The following is an 18,897-nucleotide window of genomic DNA, read 5'->3' on the forward strand; positions in this document are numbered from 1 at the left end:
GGTAGACCTAAAATTCACAAACCCCCGTACCGGAGGTTAGGCACACCGGTTCCGGGGGTACCTTGGGGCTGTAGACCGCCGCTCGTCGCGACCGGTCAGTCGCCGTCATCGAGCATCTCGCGGGACAGGTTCGCCTCGGTTCCGGGGATGCCCAGCTCGGCGGCCCGCTTGTCGGCGGTGGCCAGCAGCCGGCGGATCCGGCCGGCGACGGCGTCCTTGGTGAGCGGGGGTTGATGCAGCTGGCCGAGCTCTTCCAGCGAGGCATGCTTGTTCTCCAGCCGCAGCAGGCCGGCGACCTTCAGGTGCTCGGGGATCTCGTCGCCGAGAATCTCCAGGGCGCGCTCCACCCGTGCGCCGGCGGCGACCGCGGCGCGGGCCGAGCGGCGCAGGTTGGCGTCGTCGAAATTGGCCAGCCGGTTCGCCGAAGCGCGCACCTCGCGGCGGATCCGCCGCTCCTCCCAGGCCAGCAGGGACTGGTGCGCCCCCAGCCGGGTGAGCATGGCGGCGATGGCGTCGCCGTCGCGGATCACCACCCGGTCGACCCCGCGTACCTCGCGGGCCTTCGCCACGATGCCGAGCCGGCGGGCGGCGCCGACCAGTGCCAAGGCGGCTTCGGAACCAGGACAGGTGATCTCCATCGCCATCGAACGGCCCGGTTCGGTCAGTGAGCCGTGGGCCAGGAAGGCGCCGCGCCAACCGGCGGCCGAGACGTCCAGACCGCCACTGACGATCGCGGTCGGCAGGCCACGGACGGGGCGTCCGCGGTTGTCGATCAGCCCGGTCTGGCGGGCCAGCGACTCACCGTCACGGATCAGCCGGACGATGTAGCGGGTGCCACGGCGCAGCCCCGACGAGGTGACCACGACGAACTCGGAGGCGAACCCGAACAGGTCAGCGATCGCGGTGCGCAGCCGGCGCGCGGCGGCGCCGGTGTCGAGTTCCGCCTCGACCACGATGCGCCCCCCGGCCAGGTGCAGCCCTCCCGCGAAACGCAGCGTAGCGGCCACCTCGGCTCGCCGGCAGGCGGGCTTCGTCACCGGCACGGTCGCCAGTTCGGCCTTGACCTGCTGCGTCATCGCCATGGTTTCGTCCTTAAACTGCGTGCGGGTCGGGTCAGTACTGCATGAGTCCGGCGTAGACGGCCGCCAGCCGGTGGGGATCATGGCGGGGGCTGCCGTCGCGCATCCGGATATTCTCCACCACCAGGCGGGCACCCAGCGACCGGGTGAACTTCTCCAACGGCGGATCGGCCGCGGCGAAGGTGGGATCGACGACCACCACGTCGAGCCGCAGCCGCGGGCAGTGATCGGCCAGCACCTCCAGATGCCGCGACGCCGGGAAGCCGGCAGTCTCGTCGGCCGGGACCAGGTTCATGGTCAGGATCCGTTGGGCACGGGTGGCGATGATCGCCTCGGCCAGCTCGGGCACCAGCAGGTGCGGGATCACCGAGGTGAACCACGATCCCGGCCCGAGTATCACGTGGTCGGCGTCCAGGACGCTGGCCACCGACTCCGGCCGCGCCGGCGGGTCGGACGGCAATAGTCGGACGGTTCGCACGTTGCCCCCGGTCTTCGCCACCGTGGCCTGGCCCTGCAGCACCGACAACTCGTCCGGTTGGGCCGGGTCGGCACCCACGACGTCGGCCTCGATGGTCAGCGGGACGGCAGCCATCGGCAGCACTCGGCCCTGCGTGCGCAGCAAGGCGCCCACCATGTCGAGGCCGGCGACCGGGTCTTCCAGGCGTTGCCACAGCCCGGCGATCAACAGGTTGCCGATGGCATGCCCAGCCAGCGGCCCGTCCCCGCCGAAGCGGGACTGCAGCACGTCGGCCCAGGTGCGGCCGAGTTCGTCGTCGGCGCACAGCGCGGCCAGCGCCATCCGCAGATCGCCCGGCGGAAGGATATCGAACTCGGCCCGCAGCCGGCCCGATGAGCCGCCGTCGTCGGCGACGGTAACCACCGCGGTGAGGTTCGGGGTCACCCGCCGTAGCGCGCTAAGCGCGGCGTACAGACCGTGTCCCCCGCCGAACGCCACCACCGACGGGGCGTGCCGCCGCCTCATTCCTTGCCCAGATCTCGGTGGAAGACCTGGCTGACCACGCCGCGGTCGCGCAGCCGGCCGGCCAACGCCACCGCCATCGCGGTGCTGCGGTGCTTGCCGCCGGTGCAGCCGACAGCGACCGTCGCCAGCCGCTTGCCCTCGCGCAGGTAGCCGGACTTGATCAGGACGAGCAGGTCGGTGACGTGGTCGAGGAAGTCGGCGGCGCCGTCCTGGCCCAGCACATAACTGGACACCGCCTGCGAGAGCCCGGTCTGCGGACGCAGGTCGGGCACCCAGTGCGGGTTGGGCAGGAAGCGCACGTCGAAGACCATGTCGGCGTCGATCGGGATGCCGTTCTTGAACCCGAACGACATCACGGTGAACAGGATGTCGACGTCTTCGTCGGAGTCGAGCGCATGCGCCACCCGGTCGGAGAGCTGGTGGACGTTGAGGTCGGAGGTGTCGATCACCACGTCGGCCGAGGCCCGCAGGGTGGCCAGCATTCGCCGTTCCTTGGTGGCGCCGTCCAACAGGCCGCCCTCGCCCTGCAGCGGCAGTGGACGGCGCACCGATTCCTGACGCCGGACGATGGCGTGGTCGTCGGCGTCCAGGAAGAGGATCTGCGGCACCACCCCGGCTCGGCCCAGCGCATCGAAGGTGGCCGGGATCTGCTGGAAAGCCGACCGGGTGCGGACGTCGAGACCGACCGCGACCTTGCTGAAGTCGCGTTCCTTGGCGATCTGCACCAGGCCGGGCAACAGCTGCGGCGGCAGATTGTCGACCACGTACCAGCCCAGATCCTCCAGGGTGTGGCACGCCGTCCGACGACCGGCGCCGGACATGCCGGTCACGATCACGAACCGGAGCGCGGAGGTGGGTGTGCTCATGGTGGGAGATTATCCCCGATCCGCCGACGGCGCGGTGGCGGGTGGGCCGTCCAGAACCTCGCCGGTGGTGAGGTTGATCGCCTCGGGAGCCGGTCCGGCGAGCGCCTCGACGATGGCCGCGGCGATGGTGGGGCCGATGCCGGGCACCTGGGCGAGTTCCTCGGGTGCGGCCGCGCGCAGCTTCTTCAGCGAGCCGAAGTGCCGCAACAGGGTCTTGCGCCGCACCTCGCCCAGGCCGGGGACGCCGTCCAGCACCGACTCCACCATGGAGGCGCTGCGGCGTCCGCGGTGATGGGCGATGGCGAACCGGTGGGCCTCGTCACGGACCCGCTGCAACAGATAGAGACCCTCGCTGGTGCGCGGCAGGATGAGCGGGAACTCCTCCCCCGGCAGCCACACCTCTTCGAGCCGCTTGGCCAGCCCGATCACCGCGACGTCGGCGATGCCCAGCTCGCCGAGCGCCCGCTCGGCGGCCGCCACCTGCGGGGCACCGCCGTCGACCACCACCAGTCCGGGGGCGTAGGCGAATTTGCGGGCCGCCCCGGTGGTCGGATCGACCAGCAGCGGGCCGTCGTCGGCGGGGGCCTGCTGTTCGTCGAGGTAGCGGCGGAACCGCCGGGTGATCACCTCGTGGATCGCCGCCACGTCGTTGGAGCCGTCGATGCCGCGGATCACGAACCGGCGGTAGTCGCTCTTGCGGGCCAGGCCGTCCTCGAAGACCACCATGGACGCCACGATCTCGGTGCCCTGCAGATGCGAGACGTCGTAACACTCGATCCGCAACGGGACAGTGGGCAGGGCGAGCGCCTGCTGGATCTCTTCCAGGGCCTGGTTGCGGGTGGACAGGTCGCTGGCCCGGCGGGTCTTGTGCAGCGCCAGTGCCTCGGCGGCATTGCGGGCCACCGTCTCCATCAGGGTCTTCTTGTCGCCGCGCCGCGGGGTGCGGATGATCACCCGCGAGCCCCGTGATTCGGTCAGCAACTCGGCGATCAGGCCCGCGGTGGACGGCACCTCGGGCACCAGGATCTCCGGCGGCACCTCGGTGCCGTCGACATCGGCATAGAGCTGCAGCAGGAAGGTCTCGATCAGCCCGGCGGTCTCGGTGTCGTCGGTGCGGTCGGCCACCCAGGCGCGCTGCCCGCGGATGCGTCCGTCGCGGACGTGGAAGATCTGGACGGCGACCTCCAGCGGATCCTGGGCGAGGGCGATCACGTCGGCGTCCGTGCCGTCGCCGAGCACGATCGCGTTGGAGTCGGTGGCCTGGCGCAACGCATGCAGCTGGTCGCGCAGCACCGCCGCCTTCTCGAACTCGAGATTGTCGGACGCCTCCTGCATCTGCCGTTCCAGCCGCTTCAGCAGCGCGTTGGTGCGCCCGGCGAGGAAGTCGCAGACGTCCTGAGCGAGCGCGCGATGCTGGTCCTGGCCGATCCGGCCGACGCACGGGGCGGCGCATTTGCCGATGTAGCCGAGCAGGCAGGGCCGCCCGGACGCCGCGGCCGAGCGGAAGACACCGTTGGTGCAGGACCGCATCGGGAACGCCCGCAGCAGCGGGTCGAGGGTCTCGCGGATCGCCCAGGCGTGCGCGTAGGGGCCGAAGTAGCGGGTGCCCTTGCGCTTCTGGCCGCGACCGACGAAGACCCGCGGGAACTCCTCCGACCAGGTCACCGCCATCCACGGATACGACTTGTCGTCGCGGTACTTCACGTTGAACCGCGGGTCGTGCTGTTTGATCCAGGTGTACTCCAGCTGCAGCGCCTCGAGCTCGTTGCGGACCACCGTCCACTCCACGTTCGCCGCGGTGCGGACCATGGTGCGGGTGCGGAAGTGCAGCAGCGCCGGATCGGCGAAGTACGAGGTCAGCCGCTGCCGCAGGTTGACCGCCTTGCCGACGTAGATCACCCGGCCCGCGGCGTCGCTGAACCGGTAGACGCCCGGCTGCGTGGGAATGGTGCCGGTCGCCGGACGGTAAGACTCCGGATCAGCCATGGCGGCCAGCATAGGTGGCGCCACCGACAGTCTTGAACGGCAAACCGTGAGCGCTAGCATTGATAGCGATCGATCCCGGTCGCCGGACGTTGGAGGTGGAACATGGCGCAGTTGATCGTGCGCAATCTCGACGACGACCTGGTCGGCCGCCTGAAGCGGCGCGCGGCCGACCACGGGCGATCCGCCGAGGAAGAACACCGGCAGATACTGCGGGCCGCGCTGCGACCCGGCAGCCTGCTCGACCGGCTGCAGGAGTTCCCCGCCGTCGGCGAGGACGCCGATTTCGAGCCGGTTCGGGACGCCCAGCGAGAGTTGTCCTGGTGACGGGATTCCTGCTCGACACCAATGTCGTGTCCGAGCTGCGCAAGCGGGAGCGCGCCGACCGCAACGTATCGCGCTGGTTCGCCGACCACCGGACGGCCGAGTTCTGGCTGTCCGTCCTCGTGGTGGGCGAACTGCGGCGCGGTGTCGAACTCATTCTCCGCCGCGACGAAGTCGCGGCCTCCCGCCTGGCCGAATGGCTCGACTCCCTCATCGACGACTACGACGACCGCATCCTCCCGGTGACTGTCGCGATCGCGGAACGTTGGGCGCGAGTCACCACGCCCGACCCGGCCCCAGCGATCGACGGACTGCTGGCGGCCACCGCGCTGGAACACGACCTGGTACTGGTCACTCGCAATGTTCTGGACGTGGCTCGCACCGGCGTCCCGGCGATCAACCCGTTCGCACCCGCGGCCGACGAGCCCGCTCACCGATAGAGCCCACCGGCCGGCTCACATGGAAGCTTCGCCGACGTACATCGCGTAGACGGCGTCGGCCGCGGCCCGGGCGACCTCGGGATCGGTGCCGTCAGCGGCATGGGCCTCGGCCCAGCCGTCGGCGGCCAGCCGGTTGAACCGCCGTCCCTCGGGGCTGAGTTGCCAGGCCATCGGATCCTCCGGAATCTGCTCGGGCGCGGTCAGGTGCAGACTGAGGCCGAGCAGGGCGGCGTCCCAGCCCAGGCCGGTGGCGCCGGGGCCGAACTGGTTCCAGAGTTCCTCGGGGACGGCATCGGCGGGCGCCGCGTGCTCCAGTTCCAGCCGGGTCGAGCCGGCATCCAGGGCATGCAGCCGGACGGTCAGCCAGGTGATGCCGCCGCCGAACTCCCAGGTCACCCTGAACCGGGCGGACGTCTCGGCCGGCGGCTCGCACTCCAGTACCGTGCCGCCGGCGTTGCCCTGCAACTGATAGCGACCGCCCAGCACCAGATCGCCCTCGACCGGCAGGAACCAGCGGGCGATCCGGTCGGCCGTGGTGACGGCGTCCCAGACGTCGGCGAGCGGCGCCGGGTAGCTCTGCGCGAGGGTCTGCACCCGCAGCTGCGTTCCGTTGCTCTCGGTGCTGTTCACCGCACGGTCGACAGCGTCGACCTGGCCTTCGATGTCCATCAATGCTCCTCGGTTGTCGTGACTTCGTGGTCGGCACGTTCCGCGGCCAGCCGGCGCTCCCGGCGTCCGCGCGCCAGTTCGGTGCCGAGCGCCGCCAGCGGTGGTTCCCAGAACCGCCGGAAGGCGGCCAGCCAGGCGTCCGCCTCGGCGAGCCGATCCGGTTCGAGCGCGTAGAGCCGGCGGGTGCCCTGCGGGCGCACTCGGGCGAAACCCGAGTCTCGCAGCACCCGCAGGTGCTGCGACACGGCCGGCTGGGAGATGCCGAATTCGCTCTGCACGATCCGCCCGATCTCGCCCGCGGACGCCTCGCCCGCCGACAACAGCTCGACGACCCGGCGTCGGACCGGGTCCCCGAGTATGTCGAGCGCGTGCATGACAACCATATTTGCGTTGAAACTTATATAAGTCAAGCCTTAATCTCACACTCAACCAACCCGTCCCGGCCCGCCCCCGCCCCACCCCGTCATCCCGGCTGCCGGGATCTCCACGCACCGTACGAACGCGGCACCGGAGATCCCGTGGCAAGCACGAGATGACGAAACCGCGTACAGAACGGCCCCCACAGGGGACTGGCTCCGGTGCCGATCAGCTCGCCTTGCGGCGGCGCCGGGTCGGGGCGGGCGCGGACACCTCCACCAGTGGTTCCGGAAGCTCGGCCACCTGCACCTGGTGCCCCTTCAGCACCTCGCGGAGGAACTCACCGGTGTGCGACTCGGGCGTGGCCGCGATCTGCTCGGGGGTGCCCTCGGCGATCACCGAGCCGCCGCGCAAACCGCCATCGGGGCCCATGTCGATCACCCAGTCGGCGGTCTTGATCACGTCGAGGTTGTGTTCGATCACCACCACCGTGTTGCCGGCATCGACCAGCCGGCCCAGCACGCCGAGCAGCTTGCGGATGTCATCGAAGTGCAGACCGGTGGTCGGCTCGTCCAGCACGTACACGGTGCGGCCGGTGGACCGCTTCTGCAGTTCGCTGGCCAGCTTCACCCGCTGCGCCTCGCCTCCCGACAGCGTGGTCGCCGGCTGTCCGAGCCGGACGTAGCCCAGGCCGACGTCGACCAGCGTCCGCAGGTGCCGAGCGATCGCAGGGATGGCGGCGAAGAACTCCACCGCCTCCTCGATCGGCATGTCGAGCACCTCGGCGATGGTCTTGCCCTTGTAGTGCACCTCGAGGGTCTCCCGGTTGTACCGGGCGCCATGACACACCTCGCAGGGCACGTAGACGTCGGGCAGAAAGTTCATCTCGATCTTGATCGTGCCGTCGCCGGAACAGTTCTCACAGCGTCCGCCTTTCACGTTGAACGAGAACCGACCGGGCTGGTAGCCGCGCACCTTCGCCTCGGGCGTCTCGGCGAACAGCTTGCGGATGTTGTCGAACACCCCGGTGTAGGTGGCCGGGTTGGACCGCGGCGTCCGGCCGATCGGCGACTGGTCGACGTGGATCGCCTTGTCGATGTTGTCGATGCCGGTGATCGACCGATGCCGGCCCGGCACGGTGCGGGCGCTGTAGAGATGCTTGGCCAGCGCCCGGTACAGGATGCCGTTCACCAGGGATGACTTGCCGGACCCCGAGACGCCGGTGACGGCGATGAACTGGCCGAGCGGGAACTCCACCGTGACCCCGCGCAGGTTGTTCTCACGCGCACCGTGGACGGTGATCGCCCGCCCGGTGCGCGGACGGCGGCTGCTCGGCATCGGGATGCTGCGGCGCCCGGAGAGATAGGCGCCGGTCAGCGAGTCGGGGCTGGTCAGCAGTTCGCTCACCGGTCCGGAGACCACCACGTGCCCGCCGTGCTCCCCCGCGCCCGGCCCGATGTCGACCGCCCAGTCGGCGGTTCGGATGGTGTCTTCGTCGTGCTCGACCACGATCAGCGTGTTGCCAAGGTCGCGCAGCCGCACCAAGGTGTCGATCAGCCGCCGGTTGTCGCGCTGGTGCAGGCCGATCGACGGCTCGTCGAGCACGTACAGCACCCCGACCAGGCCCGAGCCGATCTGGGTGGCCAGCCGGATGCGTTGCGCCTCGCCACCAGAAAGCGAGCCCGCAGACCGGGCCAGGGTCAGGTAGTCGAGGCCGACGTCCAGCAGGAACCGGAGCCGCTCGTTGATCTCTTTGACCACCCGCTCTGCGATCTGCGCCTCGCGCTCGGTGAGCTCCAGGGAGCGCATGAAGCCGGCCACCTCGTCGATCGACATCGACGACACCTCGGCGATGCTGCGTCCGCTGACGGTGACCGCCAGCGACGACGGCTTCAGCCGCGCGCCCTTGCAGGTCGGGCAGGGCACCTCGCGCATGTAGCCGGCGAAACGCTCGCGGGAGTTCTCGGACTCGGCCTCGTTGAACCGCCGCTTGATGTACGGCACGGCGCCCTCGAATTTGGCCCGGAAGGAATGCTCGCGGCCGTGCCGGGACCGGGTGTGCACCTGGATGGTGCCCGGCACGCCCTGCAGCATCAGCGTGCGAACCCGCTCGGGCAGATGGTTCCAGGGCGCGTCGAGGGAGAATTTGTAGGTCTCGGCGAGGGCCTTGAACAGGGTCTGGAAGTAGCCGGCGACGTACACCGACGTCCAGCACGAGATGGCACCCTCGGCCAGGCTCTTACTGGTGTCGGGGACGATCAGCTCGACGTCCACCTCGCTGGTGGTGCCCAGGCCGGAGCAGGCCGGGCAGGCGCCCCACGGGCCGTTGAACGAGAACTGTCGTGGTTCGAGCTCTTCGATGGCGATGTCGTGCTCGTTGGGGCAGGCCAGCTTCTCGGAATACCGGCGCTCCCGGTCGGGGGCGTCGGCGGGACGGTCGACGAAGTCGATCGCCACCACGCCGGCAGCCAGTCCGAGCGCGGTCTCCACCGAATCGGTCAGCCGCTGCTTGGCGGACGCCTTGACCGCCAGCCGGTCGACGACCACCTCGATGTTGTGTTTCTTCTGCTTGTCGAGGGTGGGCGGCTCGGTCAGCTGATGGATCTCGCCGTCGACCCGGACCCGGCTCAGCCCCTGCGTGGCCAGCTGCCGGAACAGATCCTGGTATTCGCCCTTGCGGCCCCGGACGACGGGGGCGAGCACCTGGAACCGGGTGCCCTCGGCCAACGCCAGCAGTCGGTCGACGATCTGCTGCGGGCTCTGCCGGGCGATCGGCTCGCCGCAGACCGGGCAGTGCGGACGTCCGGCGCGGGCATACAGCAGCCGCAGATAGTCGTAGATCTCGGTGATGGTGCCCACCGTGGAGCGCGGGTTGCGGCTCGTCGACTTCTGGTCGATGGACACAGCCGGCGACAGGCCCTCGATGAAGTCGACGTCGGGCTTGTCCATCTGGCCCAGGAACTGGCGGGCGTAGGCGGACAGCGATTCGACGTAGCGGCGCTGCCCCTCGGCGAAGATGGTGTCGAAGGCCAACGACGATTTGCCCGAGCCGGACAGCCCGGTGAAGACGATCATCGCGTCCCGCGGCAGGTCGAGGCTCACGTTCCGCAGATTGTGCTCGCGGGCACCTCGGACGATCAACCGTTCATTCACGGCGATCATGCTAGACGCCGCCACTGACACTTCTCGCGGACGATCCCCGCACACCGCCCGACCCCAACCCCGTAGGGTGGCCCCATGACCGAGCAGACGTTCACAGCCCCGCTGGAGACGTTGCGCAAGCGCATTCACGAGGCGACTCAGCGGCTGCTGGGTGACACCATCGGCATCTCCGACGACGACTGGAACCGGCCCAGCCGGCTGCCGGGCTGGTCGCGCGCCAATGTGGCGACCCATCTCTCGGCCAACGCGGACGCCCTCGCCGAGTTGATCGACGAGGCGATCGCCGGGCGCACTGCCGCGCTGTACCCAGACGAAGAGGCGCGCGCCGAGGGCATCGAACGCGGCTCCAGCATGACCGGCCTGGAATTGCAGATCTGTCTCGACACCTCGGCGGGCCGGCTGGAGCGAGCCATGGACGCCGTCGAGGACTGGTCTGCTCCGGTCGAGCTGCTCGGCCGCCAGCTGACTCTGGCCCAGGTGCCGATGGCGCGCCTGGCCGAGATCGTGGCGCACCATCTCGACCTGGACTGCGGTTTCGAGGTGGGACGCCTCGACTCGGTCTCCGCCCGCTGGCTGCTGCAGTGGGCGTCCTTCCGCCACGCCGACGACGCCGACCTGCCCGCTTTGCGGCTGGAGAGCACCTCGGGGCTGACCGCCGACCTCGGCCCCGACGGCGAGCCGCGCACGGTGACCGGCAGCGACGCCGCCCTGTGGGCCTGGCTGATCGGCCGGGTAGCCGACGACGAGCTCGAAGGGGCGGACGACCTGATGCCGGCCCTGCGCGCATGACGTCCCTGGCGATCGGGAACGGGCTGCGGCTGATCACGACCTCCGTCGGCCCGATGGACAACAACGCCTATCTGCTGACCGACGGTTCGGACGCCCTGCTGATCGACGCTGCCGCCGAGCCGCGGGTGCTGCTGACGCTGCTGGACGGATTGCACCTGACCGGCGTGGTGACCACCCACCGGCATCGCGACCACATCCAGGCCCTGGCCGCGGTGGTGGCCGCGACCGGAGCGCCCGCCTACGCCGGAACCCCGGACGCCGCCGCGATCGCCGCAGCCACGCGGGTGACCTGCCGCTCGGTCTGGGACGGCGACACACTCGCGATCGGCGACGCGCAGCTCGAGGTGATCGGGCTGGTCGGGCACACCCCCGGCTCCATCGCGCTGGCGCACACGCCGTCGGACGGCCCGGATCGGCTGTTCACCGGGGACAGCCTGTTCCCCGGCGGAGTCGGCAAGACCACCGGCGGCGCCGACTTCGACAGCCTGCTGCACGATGTGACGACCAAGCTGTTCGACCGCTTCGACGACGCCACCGTCGTCCACCCCGGACACGGCGCGGATACCACACTGGGCACCGAACGTCCGCACCTGGAGGAGTGGCGCGTCCGCCGCTGGTAGATCTCTCGCCGGACGCTGTCCTGTCAGGCGCCGGTGCGCGAGCCGCCGGTCAGTGCGGCGCCCGTCAACCCCAGGACCAGCCACAACCCGCCGAGCAGCCAGGTCGCCGCGAGCAGCAGGCCCGGGTCGACGACGGTTCCGATCATGCCGAGCGCACCCAGCACGGCCACCACGATGAAGGCCGGCCGGAGACCGGCGGCGACCAAGCCGGCGACCGCCAGGACGACCGCGCCCAGCCCGGCACCGCCCCAGTCGGCAGCGACGGCACCGCTCAGCATGCCGGCGGTCAGCAACACGCCCGGCAGCGCCAGGACGACGGCCAGAACCACCCGCCACAGCGGTCGCGAACGCAGGTCGAACCCGCGGGAGAGCGCTCGCGGGACCAGCACCGCCGCCCACTGCACCAGCACCAGCGGCACGAAGAAGAACCCGACCGTGGCGCCGCTGACCAGCGCGAACAGGGTGACGGACGCCGCCGCGACCAGCCCCACCCGGTCGCGGTGACGCCGCGAGACCAGCAAGGGCGCGGCGGCGACCGACGCCGGGATCAGCAACAGCAGCGCTGCCACGGGCCCGGCGAACTGCGCCACGGTCAGCGCCTCGTCCGCCGTCTCGACAACCGATCCGTCCTCACCGGTGACCGTGGTCCGGGAGGCGAACACCGGGAACAGGAAGGCAGTGAACACCGCGGTGACGGCGCCGACCACCGCCGCCGCGAGCAGCAACCGGGTCTGCGTCCGCCGTCCGGGCAGCTCGTCGGCGGCGATGCCGAACTCGCGGAGGTACTCCGCGGCCACCACATGGGCCGGGCCCAAGGCCGCGATCACCTCGGCGATCGGACGCCCGGCCTCGGCCGCGTCTTCGAGGTGGGCCCGGACGTCGTCGCAGATCGCCGCGCGCTGGTCGGCCGGCAGCGGCGCCAGCCTGCGCTCCAGTTCCAGCAGGTACCGCGCGATCAGTTCGTGTTCGGTCTTGTTCATCGCTCGCCCTCCAGTAGTGCGTCGACCTGGGTGGCGGTCTCCCGCCAGACTCCGGCGAAGGCGGCGAGCTGGGCCCGGCCGATCTCCGTGATCGCGTAGTAGCGGCGAGCCCGCGCGCCCGGCGGCGCCTCCCATCGGTTCTCCACCGTGCCGGACGCCCGCATCCGCGCCAGCAGCGGGTAGAGGCTGCCCTCGCTCGCGGTCAGCCGGCGTTCGATCAGGGCGTTCGCCAACTCCAGCCCGTACATGTCGCGACGCGACAGCAGCGACAGCACGCAGAACTCCAACACGCCCTTGCGGAGGTTGGTCGCGATCCGTTCGCCGGTGCCGTCCACGAGAGGACGTTACCTTGCGTAGCAAGACTTGCGCAACAAGACTTGCTACGCAAGTGTCGGGGTCGTCGGCGCTACTGGCGGTACTTGGCGTCCTCGCGGCGGGACTTGATCAGGCTGGCCACCGTGGTCACCACCAGGGTGGCGATGATCACCGTCAGCGACAGCCAGATCGGAATGTCGACGCTGAACCCCCAGGCCTCGTCCAAGTGGTACTCGTGCAGGGCATGCAGCACCAGCTTGACGCCGATGAACGCCAGGATGAACGACAACCCGACCGACAGGTAGACCAGCCGCTGCAGCAGCCCACCGATCAGGAAGTACAGCTGGCGCAGGCCCATCAGGGCGAACACGTTGGCGGTGAGGACCAGGAAGGGTTCCTGGGTGAGGCCGTAGATGGCCGGGATCGAGTCGAGCGCGAAGAGCAGGTCGGTGCTGCCCAGGGCGACGATTACGAAGAACATCGGGGTGATCAGGCGCTTGCCCTGCTCGACCAGCGTCAAGCGAGTGCCGTGGTATTCCTCGGTGGACGGAAAGGTCCGCTTCACCCAGCGCATCGCGAGGTTGTCGGTCTTCTCGTCGTCGTGCGCGGGGTTCAGGTACTCCATGAAGAGCTTCCAGGCCGTCCAGATCAGGAACGCGCCGAACAGGAAGAAGACCCACGAGAACCGTTCGATCGCCGCCGCACCCAGCGCGATGAAGATCGCCCGGAACAGCAGGGCCAGGACGATGCCGAACATGAGCGCGTACTGCTGGTACTTCCGCGGCACCCGCAGGTTGCTCATGATGATGACGAAGATGAACAGGTTGTCGATGCTCAGGCTGTACTCGGTGAGCCACCCGGCGAAGAACTCGCCGGCGTAGCGGGGACCGGAGACGGCCCACACCCCGAACCCGAAGGCGACCGCGAGCGCCACATAGACGCTGATCGCGATCGAGCATTCGCGCATCGACGGCTCGTGTGGGCGGCGGCCGATGATGAACAGGTCGAAGGCCAGCACCGCGATGGTCACCGCGAGCGTGATCAGCCAGGCGGCAGATGAGACATGCAAGGGAGGGGCTCCTCGGGCTCGATCGCTCGGAGGTCTCCTGCCACTGTTGCCAGCCGAGGTGCCGGGACGGGCGGCCCGGTCCGTGATGACGACATCCTCGCTAGGGAGTACTCCCCTCCGCCGACTATTCTCCCATCCGGCGGCAGTCCTCGCCAAACCACGCCCGGCGCTACTTTGTGGCCGCCAGGGTTTGCCGGATCATCTTCTTCAGGTCGGCGATCTCGTCGCGCAGCCGCGCCGCCAGCTCGAACTGCAGCTCGGCGGCCGCGCCGTGCATCTGTTCGGTGAGCTCCTGGACCAGGCTGGCCAGTTCGCTGGCCGGCATGCCGTCGGTATTGCGCGGCTGATGACTGCCGAGCGGCACCGGGGAGACCCGGCGTCCGCCGGCCCGGGACATCAGGCCGGCGGTGTCGGCGTCCTCGCGAGCCAGCATGTCGGTGATGTCGGCGATCTTCTTGCGCAGCGGCTGCGGGTCGATGCCGTTGACCAGGTTGTAGGCGACCTGCTTAGCCCGCCGGCGGTTGGTCTCGTCGATCGCCGCGGCCATCGACGCCGTGATCGAGTCGGCGTACATGTGCACCTGACCGTTGACGTTGCGGGCAGCGCGGCCGATGGTCTGGATCAGCGACCGCTCGGAGCGCAGGAAGCCCTCTTTGTCGGCGTCCAGAATGGCGACCAGGCTGACCTCGGGCAGGTCGAGGCCCTCGCGCAGCAGGTTGATGCCGACCAGCACGTCGTACTCGCCGAGCCGCAGTTCGCGCAACAGCTCGATTCGCTTCAGGGTGTCGACCTCGGAGTGCAGGTATCGGGTCCGGATGCCGTTCTCCATCAGGTAGTCGGTGAGGTCTTCGGACATCTTCTTGGTCAGCGTGGTCACCAGCACGCGCTCGTTGCGTTCGGCGCGCAGCCGGATCTCGCCGATCAAGTCGTCGATCTGGCCCTTTGTCGGCTTCAGGATCACCTCGGGGTCGACCAGGCCAGTGGGCCGGATCAGCAGTTCGACCGGGGGGCCGGAGCGGGCCATCTCGTAGGGCCCCGGCGTGGCGGACAGGTAGACGGTCTGGCCGATCCGGTCGCTGAACTCCTCGAAGGTGAGCGGACGGTTGTCGAGTGCGCTGGGCAGCCGGAAGCCGTGCTCGACCAGGGTGCGCTTGCGCGAGGCGTCCCCCTCGTACATACCGCCGATCTGCGGCACACTGACGTGCGACTCGTCGATCACCAGCACGAAGTCGGCCGGGAAGTAGTCGATCAGACAGTTCGGCGCACTGCCCTGGGCGCGGCCGTCGATGTGCCGGGAGTAGTTCTCGATGCCCGAGCAGGTGCCGATCTGGCGCATCATCTCGATGTCGTAGCCGGTGCGCATCCGCAGCCGTTGCGCCTCGAGCAGCTTGTGTTCCCCCTCGAGTTCGGCCAGCCGGACCTCGAGCTCGGACTCGATGCCGGCGATCGCCCGCTCCATCCGCTCGGGGCCGGCGACGTAGTGGGACGCCGGGAACACCGCCACCTCGGTGTCGACCGAGATCACCGTGCCGGTGAGCGGGTGCAGCGTCGACAGGGCTTCGATCTCGTCGCCGAAGAACTCGACCCGAACAGCGTTCTCCTCGTACATCGGGAAGATCTCGACGGTGTCGCCGCGAACCCGGAAGGTGCCGCGAGTGCCGGCCAGATCGTTGCGGGCGTACTGGATGTCGACCAGCGCCCGCAGCAGCGTGTCACGATCGTGCTCTTCGCCGACCCGCAGCCGGACCATCCGATCGACGTACTCCTGCGGTGTGCCCAGGCCGTAGATCGCCGACACCGTCGCCACCACGATCACGTCGCGCCGAGTCAACAGCGAACTGGTCGCCGAGTGCCGCAGCCGCTCGACCTCCTCGTTGAGCGAGGAGTCCTTCTCGATGTAGGTGTCGGTCTGCGGAACGTACGCCTCGGGTTGGTAGTAGTCATAGTACGAGACGAAATACTCCACCGCGTTGTCGGGGAAGAAGGTGCGCAGCTCGTTGGCGAACTGGGCCGCCAGGGTCTTGTTGGGCTGCATCACCAGCATCGGGCGCTGCAGCCGTTCGGCCAACCAGGCCACCGTAGCCGTCTTGCCGGTGCCGGTGGCGCCCAGCACCACCACGTCGCTCTCGCCGGCGGTGATCCGGCGTTCCAGTTCGTCGATCGCGGCCGGCTGGTCACCGGCGGGGACGAAGTCGGCCTGGACCTTGAACGGGGCCACCCGGCGCTGCAGATCGGTTGTCGGACGCATGACCCTCAGCGTAGGCGTCCGGTCTGACAGTTTCGGACCGGACGTCAGCCGGTGACCTGCTCCAGGAAATCGGTGCGCATCGTGCTGACCTGCTTGGCCCGTCCCGCGGAGATGTCCGAGGGCAGCAGCGCGATCACCGCCAGCGCGTCGCCGCCGATGTCGATCGCGACGTGCACCGTGGCATCGATCCGGACCTTGTCGCCACGGACGCCGGAAAGCCGGGTGCTGGCGGTGTCCACCGACCCCGAGCCGATCGTGGTCCGTCCGTTCTGCCGCTTGCCGAGACCGGCGGTGTGGCTGGCGAGCAGGCGTTTCGCCTCTTCCTCAGCCGTCTCGTCGTCCGTTTCGTAGGCGCGGAAGATGACCGTGGCCTCGCCCCGGACCAGCGCCAGCTGGACGTCGGTGCGGTCGTCCACCGTCCAGCCGTCCGGCCAGGTCACCGTGTAGTTGCCCAGTTCTTCCTCGTTGTCCTGATAGTCCTTGTCGTCCGAGGTCGCCACCTCGCTCGGCCACGTACCTGGCTCTCCGACCGTCGACGGACCCTGATTGCTGGAGATGATGGCGAGCGCCGCCACCGCGGCGACTCCTCCACCGAACAGCCGCAGCAGGCCGCGCCGGCTCGGCCCCGGAGCGGGCGGGAGCGGCGGAGGAACGGCGGGCAGCGCGGTGCGCGCCGGCCGGTCGTCGACGTCGAAACTCTGCCCGGTGCTCGACGTCGGCGGCGGGTAGTTCTCGTAGGTCGGCGGCGTGCTCACGGGCCCAGCGTGCCATGCGTCGGGCTCCGGCGGGGCGAGACGACGCTCAGTCGTCGCCACAACGCGTCCGCCGCAGCGAGGAGTTCGGCCCGGCTTCCGTTGTTGTCGATCACCTCGTCGGCGGCCGCCAGCCGCCGTTCCCGGTCGGCCTGAGCACTAATCCGCGCCAGCGCCTGTTCGCGGGAGAGCCCGTTGCGGGCCATCAGCCGTTCGATCTGCGTACCGGGGTCGATGTCAACCACGACGACCACGTCGAATGACGCCTGCTGACCGGTTTCCACCAGCAACGGGATCACCTGCACGACGATCGAGCCGGACGGCGCCGCCGCGGTGAGCGCGGCGGCCCTGGCCCGCACCGCCGGATGCACGATGGCTTCCAGGTCGCGACGAGCGTCCGGATCGGCGAAGACAAGGGCGCCGAGCGCGGCCCGGTCCAGTCCGCCGTCCGCGGCGAGGATGCCCGCACCGAACCGGCGGACGACGGCCGCCAGGCCGGACGTGCCGGGCTCCACCACCTCACGGGCCAGCAGATCGGCGTCGATCACCACCGCGCCGCGTTCGGCCAGAGCGTCGGCGACCGCCGATTTCCCGGACGCGATCCCGCCGGTCAGCCCGACGAGCAGCACATCGGGACGGTCGCCGGTCGGGTCGGTCACCCGGCCAGCATGCCAGCTGACGCGGCGCGCGGCGTCCGTCGTGGGCCCCGGACGCCGAGCCGGCCCGCCTCCCAGGAAGGGAACCGGGCCGGTCGGACGGTCTCGGCGAGACTCAGCGGTTGCCGGTGAGCCGATCGCGCAGGGCCTGCAGCGCCTCGTCGGACGCCAGCGAGCCCTCGGACTGCGTGGCGGCCGCGCCACCGGCGGAGTAGGCGGCGGTGCTGACCTCGGCCACGGCGGCCTCGACCACAGCGGCCTCCGCGTCCTTGACCTGCTGCTTGTGCGCCTCCCAGCGAGCCTGGGCCTCGGCGTACTGCCGCTCCCACGCCGCCTGCTGCTCTTCGTAGCCGGGCTTCCACTCCTGGGTCTCCGGATCGAAGCCCTCGGGGTAGATGTAGTTGCCCTGCTCGTCGTAGGACGCGCTCATGCCGTACAGCGCCGGGTCGAAGTCGTCGGCATGCATGTCGACACCCTCGTTGGCCTGCTTGAGCGAGAGCGAGATCCGGCGACGCTCCAGGTCGATGTCGATGATCTTGACCATGACCTCGTCGTTGACGGAGACGACCTGCTCGGGGATCTCCACGTGACGCTCGGCGAGCTCGGAGACGTGCACCAGGCCCTCGATGCCCTCTTCGACCCGGACGAACGCACCGAACGGCACCAGCTTGGTGACCTTGCCGGGCACGATCTGGCCAATCTGGTGGGTACGGGCGAAGGTCTGCCACGGATCTTCCTGGGTCGCTTTCAGCGACAACGAGACGCGCTCGCGGTCCATGTCGACGTCCAGCACCTCGACGGTGACCTCGTCACCGACGGCAACCACCTCGGAGGGATGGTCGATGTGCTTCCAGGACAGCTCGGAGACGTGCACCAAGCCGTCCACGCCGCCCAGGTCGACGAAGGCACCGAAGTTGACGATGCTCGAGACGACGCCCTTGCGGATCTGGCCCTTGGCAAGCTGGTTGAGGAAGGTGTGGCGCACCTCGGACTGGGTCTGCTCCAGCCAGGCGCGGCGGGACAGCACCACGTTGTTGCGGTTCTTGTCCAGCTCGATGATCTTGGCCTCGAGCTCCATTCCGACATACGGCTGCAGGTCGCGCACCCGGCGCATCTCGACCAGCGACGCGGGCAGGAAGCCGCGTAGACCGATGTCGATGATCAGGCCGCCCTTGACCACCTCGATCACCTTGCCGGTGACGACGCCGTCGGACTCCTTGACCTTCTCGATCGTGCCCCAGGCGCGCTCGTACTGAGCCCGCTTCTTGGACAGGATCAGCCGACCCTCCTTGTCCTCTTTCTGCTGGACCAGGGCCTCGATCTCATCGCCGACGGCGACGACCTCGAAGGGGTCGACGTCGTGCTTGATGGAGAGTTCCTTGGAGGGGATCACGCCTTCGGTCTTGTAACCGATGTCGAGCAGGACCTCATCCCGATCGACCTTGACGACGGTTCCGGTGACGATATCGCCGTCATTGAAGTATTTGATGGTTGCGTCCACCGCAGCCAGGAAGGCTTCGGGGGAACCCAGGTCGTCGATGGCGATCTGGGCTGCCTCGGGAGAGGAGGTCATGTAGTAGGGCTCCGATAACTGGATGTATGGGTT

Annotated in this window: 18 protein-coding genes; 4 read left to right on the forward strand and 14 right to left on the reverse strand. The window is 69.4% G+C overall.

The features are described 5' to 3' along the window. Window positions 1–95 precede the first annotated feature (95 nt). From whiA to uvrC, 4 genes are read right to left on the reverse strand one after another with little or no spacing between them, the layout of a single operon-like run. A complete protein-coding gene (whiA, locus tag QM619_RS15160; protein ID WP_415110506.1) occupies window positions 96–1,082 on the reverse strand; it encodes a DNA-binding protein WhiA in 987 nt (328 codons plus the stop codon). A 31-nt stretch (window positions 1,083–1,113) separates the two neighbouring features. Further along, on the reverse strand, window positions 1,114–2,061 hold the full coding sequence (locus QM619_RS15165) for a gluconeogenesis factor YvcK family protein (protein WP_415110509.1): 948 nt from the start codon (window positions 2,059–2,061) through the stop codon (window positions 1,114–1,116). Further along, window positions 2,058–2,927: an RNase adapter RapZ gene (gene rapZ, locus QM619_RS15170; RefSeq protein ID WP_415110512.1), complete on the reverse strand. Its 870-nt coding sequence runs from the start codon at window positions 2,925–2,927 to the stop codon at window positions 2,058–2,060. Before rapZ ends, QM619_RS15165 begins: the two co-directional genes overlap by 4 nt. 9 nt (window positions 2,928–2,936) lie before the next feature. Further along, window positions 2,937–4,913: an excinuclease ABC subunit UvrC gene (gene uvrC / locus QM619_RS15175; RefSeq protein WP_415110515.1), complete on the reverse strand. Its 1,977-nt coding sequence runs from the start codon at window positions 4,911–4,913 to the stop codon at window positions 2,937–2,939. Between the two features lie 102 nt (window positions 4,914–5,015). Between uvrC and QM619_RS15180 the strand changes: the two genes are divergently transcribed. Further along, the gene (locus QM619_RS15180; protein ID WP_415110517.1) at window positions 5,016–5,237 is read left to right on the forward strand and encodes a FitA-like ribbon-helix-helix domain-containing protein; all 222 of its coding nucleotides are present in this window, start codon (window positions 5,016–5,018) and stop codon (window positions 5,235–5,237) included. Then, window positions 5,234–5,674: a type II toxin-antitoxin system VapC family toxin gene (locus QM619_RS15185; RefSeq protein ID WP_415110520.1), complete on the forward strand. Its 441-nt coding sequence runs from the start codon at window positions 5,234–5,236 to the stop codon at window positions 5,672–5,674. Before QM619_RS15180 ends, QM619_RS15185 begins: the two co-directional genes overlap by 4 nt. Before the next feature lie 15 nt (window positions 5,675–5,689). On the opposite strand, the gene QM619_RS15190 is transcribed toward QM619_RS15185, so the two are convergent. From QM619_RS15190 to uvrA, 3 genes are all read right to left on the reverse strand, one after another. After that, window positions 5,690–6,343, reverse strand: a complete 654-nt coding sequence (locus QM619_RS15190; RefSeq protein ID WP_415110523.1) for an SRPBCC family protein — start codon at window positions 6,341–6,343, stop codon at window positions 5,690–5,692. Beyond that, window positions 6,343–6,717 (reverse strand): ArsR/SmtB family transcription factor, encoded by a 375-nt coding sequence (locus QM619_RS15195; RefSeq protein ID WP_415110526.1) that lies wholly within the window; start codon window positions 6,715–6,717, stop codon window positions 6,343–6,345. The genes QM619_RS15190 and QM619_RS15195 overlap by 1 nt, the downstream gene beginning before the upstream one ends. A gap of 211 nt (window positions 6,718–6,928) precedes the next feature. Beyond that, entirely contained in the window at window positions 6,929–9,862 is a 2,934-nt protein-coding gene (uvrA, locus tag QM619_RS15200; RefSeq protein WP_415110529.1) for an excinuclease ABC subunit UvrA, read from the reverse strand. 75 nt (window positions 9,863–9,937) lie between these two features. Here uvrA and QM619_RS15205 point away from each other — a divergent pair, with 75 nt between their 5' ends. Both QM619_RS15205 and QM619_RS15210 read left to right on the forward strand, forming a co-directional pair. Then, entirely contained in the window at window positions 9,938–10,651 is a 714-nt protein-coding gene (locus QM619_RS15205; RefSeq protein ID WP_415110532.1) for a maleylpyruvate isomerase family mycothiol-dependent enzyme, read from the forward strand. Then, complete coding sequence (locus QM619_RS15210) at window positions 10,648–11,271, forward strand: MBL fold metallo-hydrolase (RefSeq protein WP_415110535.1); 624 nt, start codon at window positions 10,648–10,650, stop codon at window positions 11,269–11,271. The genes QM619_RS15205 and QM619_RS15210 overlap by 4 nt, the downstream gene beginning before the upstream one ends. Window positions 11,272–11,294: 23 nt before the next feature. Here the strand turns inward: QM619_RS15210 and QM619_RS15215 are convergent, their stop codons facing one another. The 7 genes from QM619_RS15215 to rpsA all read right to left on the reverse strand — a co-directional run bounded on the left by QM619_RS15215 (window position 11,295) and on the right by rpsA (window position 18,864). Then, window positions 11,295–12,251, reverse strand: coding sequence for an HAAS signaling domain-containing protein (locus QM619_RS15215; protein WP_415110538.1), 957 nt, complete (start codon window positions 12,249–12,251; stop codon window positions 11,295–11,297). Continuing rightward, entirely contained in the window at window positions 12,248–12,586 is a 339-nt protein-coding gene (locus QM619_RS15220) for a PadR family transcriptional regulator (protein ID WP_415110541.1), read from the reverse strand. Before QM619_RS15220 ends, QM619_RS15215 begins: the two co-directional genes overlap by 4 nt. Window positions 12,587–12,657: 71 nt before the next feature. After that, the gene (locus QM619_RS15225; protein ID WP_415110544.1) at window positions 12,658–13,635 is read right to left on the reverse strand and encodes a TerC family protein; all 978 of its coding nucleotides are present in this window, start codon (window positions 13,633–13,635) and stop codon (window positions 12,658–12,660) included. A gap of 169 nt (window positions 13,636–13,804) precedes the next feature. After that, window positions 13,805–15,883 carry an excinuclease ABC subunit UvrB gene (gene uvrB, locus QM619_RS15230; protein WP_415110547.1) on the reverse strand — a complete coding sequence of 693 codons (2,079 nt, stop codon included), beginning with the start codon at window positions 15,881–15,883 and terminating at the stop codon, window positions 13,805–13,807. A gap of 44 nt (window positions 15,884–15,927) precedes the next feature. Further along, on the reverse strand, window positions 15,928–16,638 hold the full coding sequence (locus QM619_RS15235; RefSeq protein ID WP_415110550.1) for a hypothetical protein: 711 nt from the start codon (window positions 16,636–16,638) through the stop codon (window positions 15,928–15,930). Further along, a complete protein-coding gene (gene coaE / locus QM619_RS15240; protein WP_415110553.1) occupies window positions 16,635–17,294 on the reverse strand; it encodes a dephospho-CoA kinase in 660 nt (219 codons plus the stop codon). The genes QM619_RS15235 and coaE overlap by 4 nt, the downstream gene beginning before the upstream one ends. Before the next feature lie 112 nt (window positions 17,295–17,406). After that, the gene (gene rpsA, locus QM619_RS15245) at window positions 17,407–18,864 is read right to left on the reverse strand and encodes a 30S ribosomal protein S1 (protein WP_415110556.1); all 1,458 of its coding nucleotides are present in this window, start codon (window positions 18,862–18,864) and stop codon (window positions 17,407–17,409) included. Between the last annotated feature and the right edge of the window lie 33 nt (window positions 18,865–18,897).

Origin of the sequence: Micropruina sp. (assembly GCF_047606665.1) — a bacterium.
Lineage (GTDB): Bacteria > Actinomycetota > Actinomycetes > Propionibacteriales > Propionibacteriaceae > Micropruina.

Excerpts from the sequence above, each read along its gene's own strand:
- whiA (WP_415110506.1), bottom strand. The coding sequence starts at position 1,082 with ATGGCGATGACGCAGCAGGTCAAGGCCGAACTGGCGACCGTGCCGGTG.
- QM619_RS15165 (WP_415110509.1), bottom strand. The coding sequence starts at position 2,061 with ATGAGGCGGCGGCACGCCCCGTCGGTGGTGGCGTTCGGCGGGGGACAC.
- rapZ (WP_415110512.1), bottom strand. The coding sequence starts at position 2,927 with ATGAGCACACCCACCTCCGCGCTCCGGTTCGTGATCGTGACCGGCATG.
- uvrC (WP_415110515.1), bottom strand. The coding sequence starts at position 4,913 with ATGGCTGATCCGGAGTCTTACCGTCCGGCGACCGGCACCATTCCCACG.
- QM619_RS15180 (WP_415110517.1), top strand. The coding sequence starts at position 5,016 with ATGGCGCAGTTGATCGTGCGCAATCTCGACGACGACCTGGTCGGCCGC.
- QM619_RS15190 (WP_415110523.1), bottom strand. The coding sequence starts at position 6,343 with ATGGACATCGAAGGCCAGGTCGACGCTGTCGACCGTGCGGTGAACAGC.
- QM619_RS15195 (WP_415110526.1), bottom strand. The coding sequence starts at position 6,717 with ATGCACGCGCTCGACATACTCGGGGACCCGGTCCGACGCCGGGTCGTC.
- uvrA (WP_415110529.1), bottom strand. The coding sequence starts at position 9,862 with ATGATCGCCGTGAATGAACGGTTGATCGTCCGAGGTGCCCGCGAGCAC.
- QM619_RS15205 (WP_415110532.1), top strand. The coding sequence starts at position 9,938 with ATGACCGAGCAGACGTTCACAGCCCCGCTGGAGACGTTGCGCAAGCGC.
- QM619_RS15210 (WP_415110535.1), top strand. The coding sequence starts at position 10,648 with ATGACGTCCCTGGCGATCGGGAACGGGCTGCGGCTGATCACGACCTCC.
- QM619_RS15215 (WP_415110538.1), bottom strand. The coding sequence starts at position 12,251 with ATGAACAAGACCGAACACGAACTGATCGCGCGGTACCTGCTGGAACTG.
- uvrB (WP_415110547.1), bottom strand. The coding sequence starts at position 15,883 with ATGCGTCCGACAACCGATCTGCAGCGCCGGGTGGCCCCGTTCAAGGTC.
- rpsA (WP_415110556.1), bottom strand. The coding sequence starts at position 18,864 with ATGACCTCCTCTCCCGAGGCAGCCCAGATCGCCATCGACGACCTGGGT.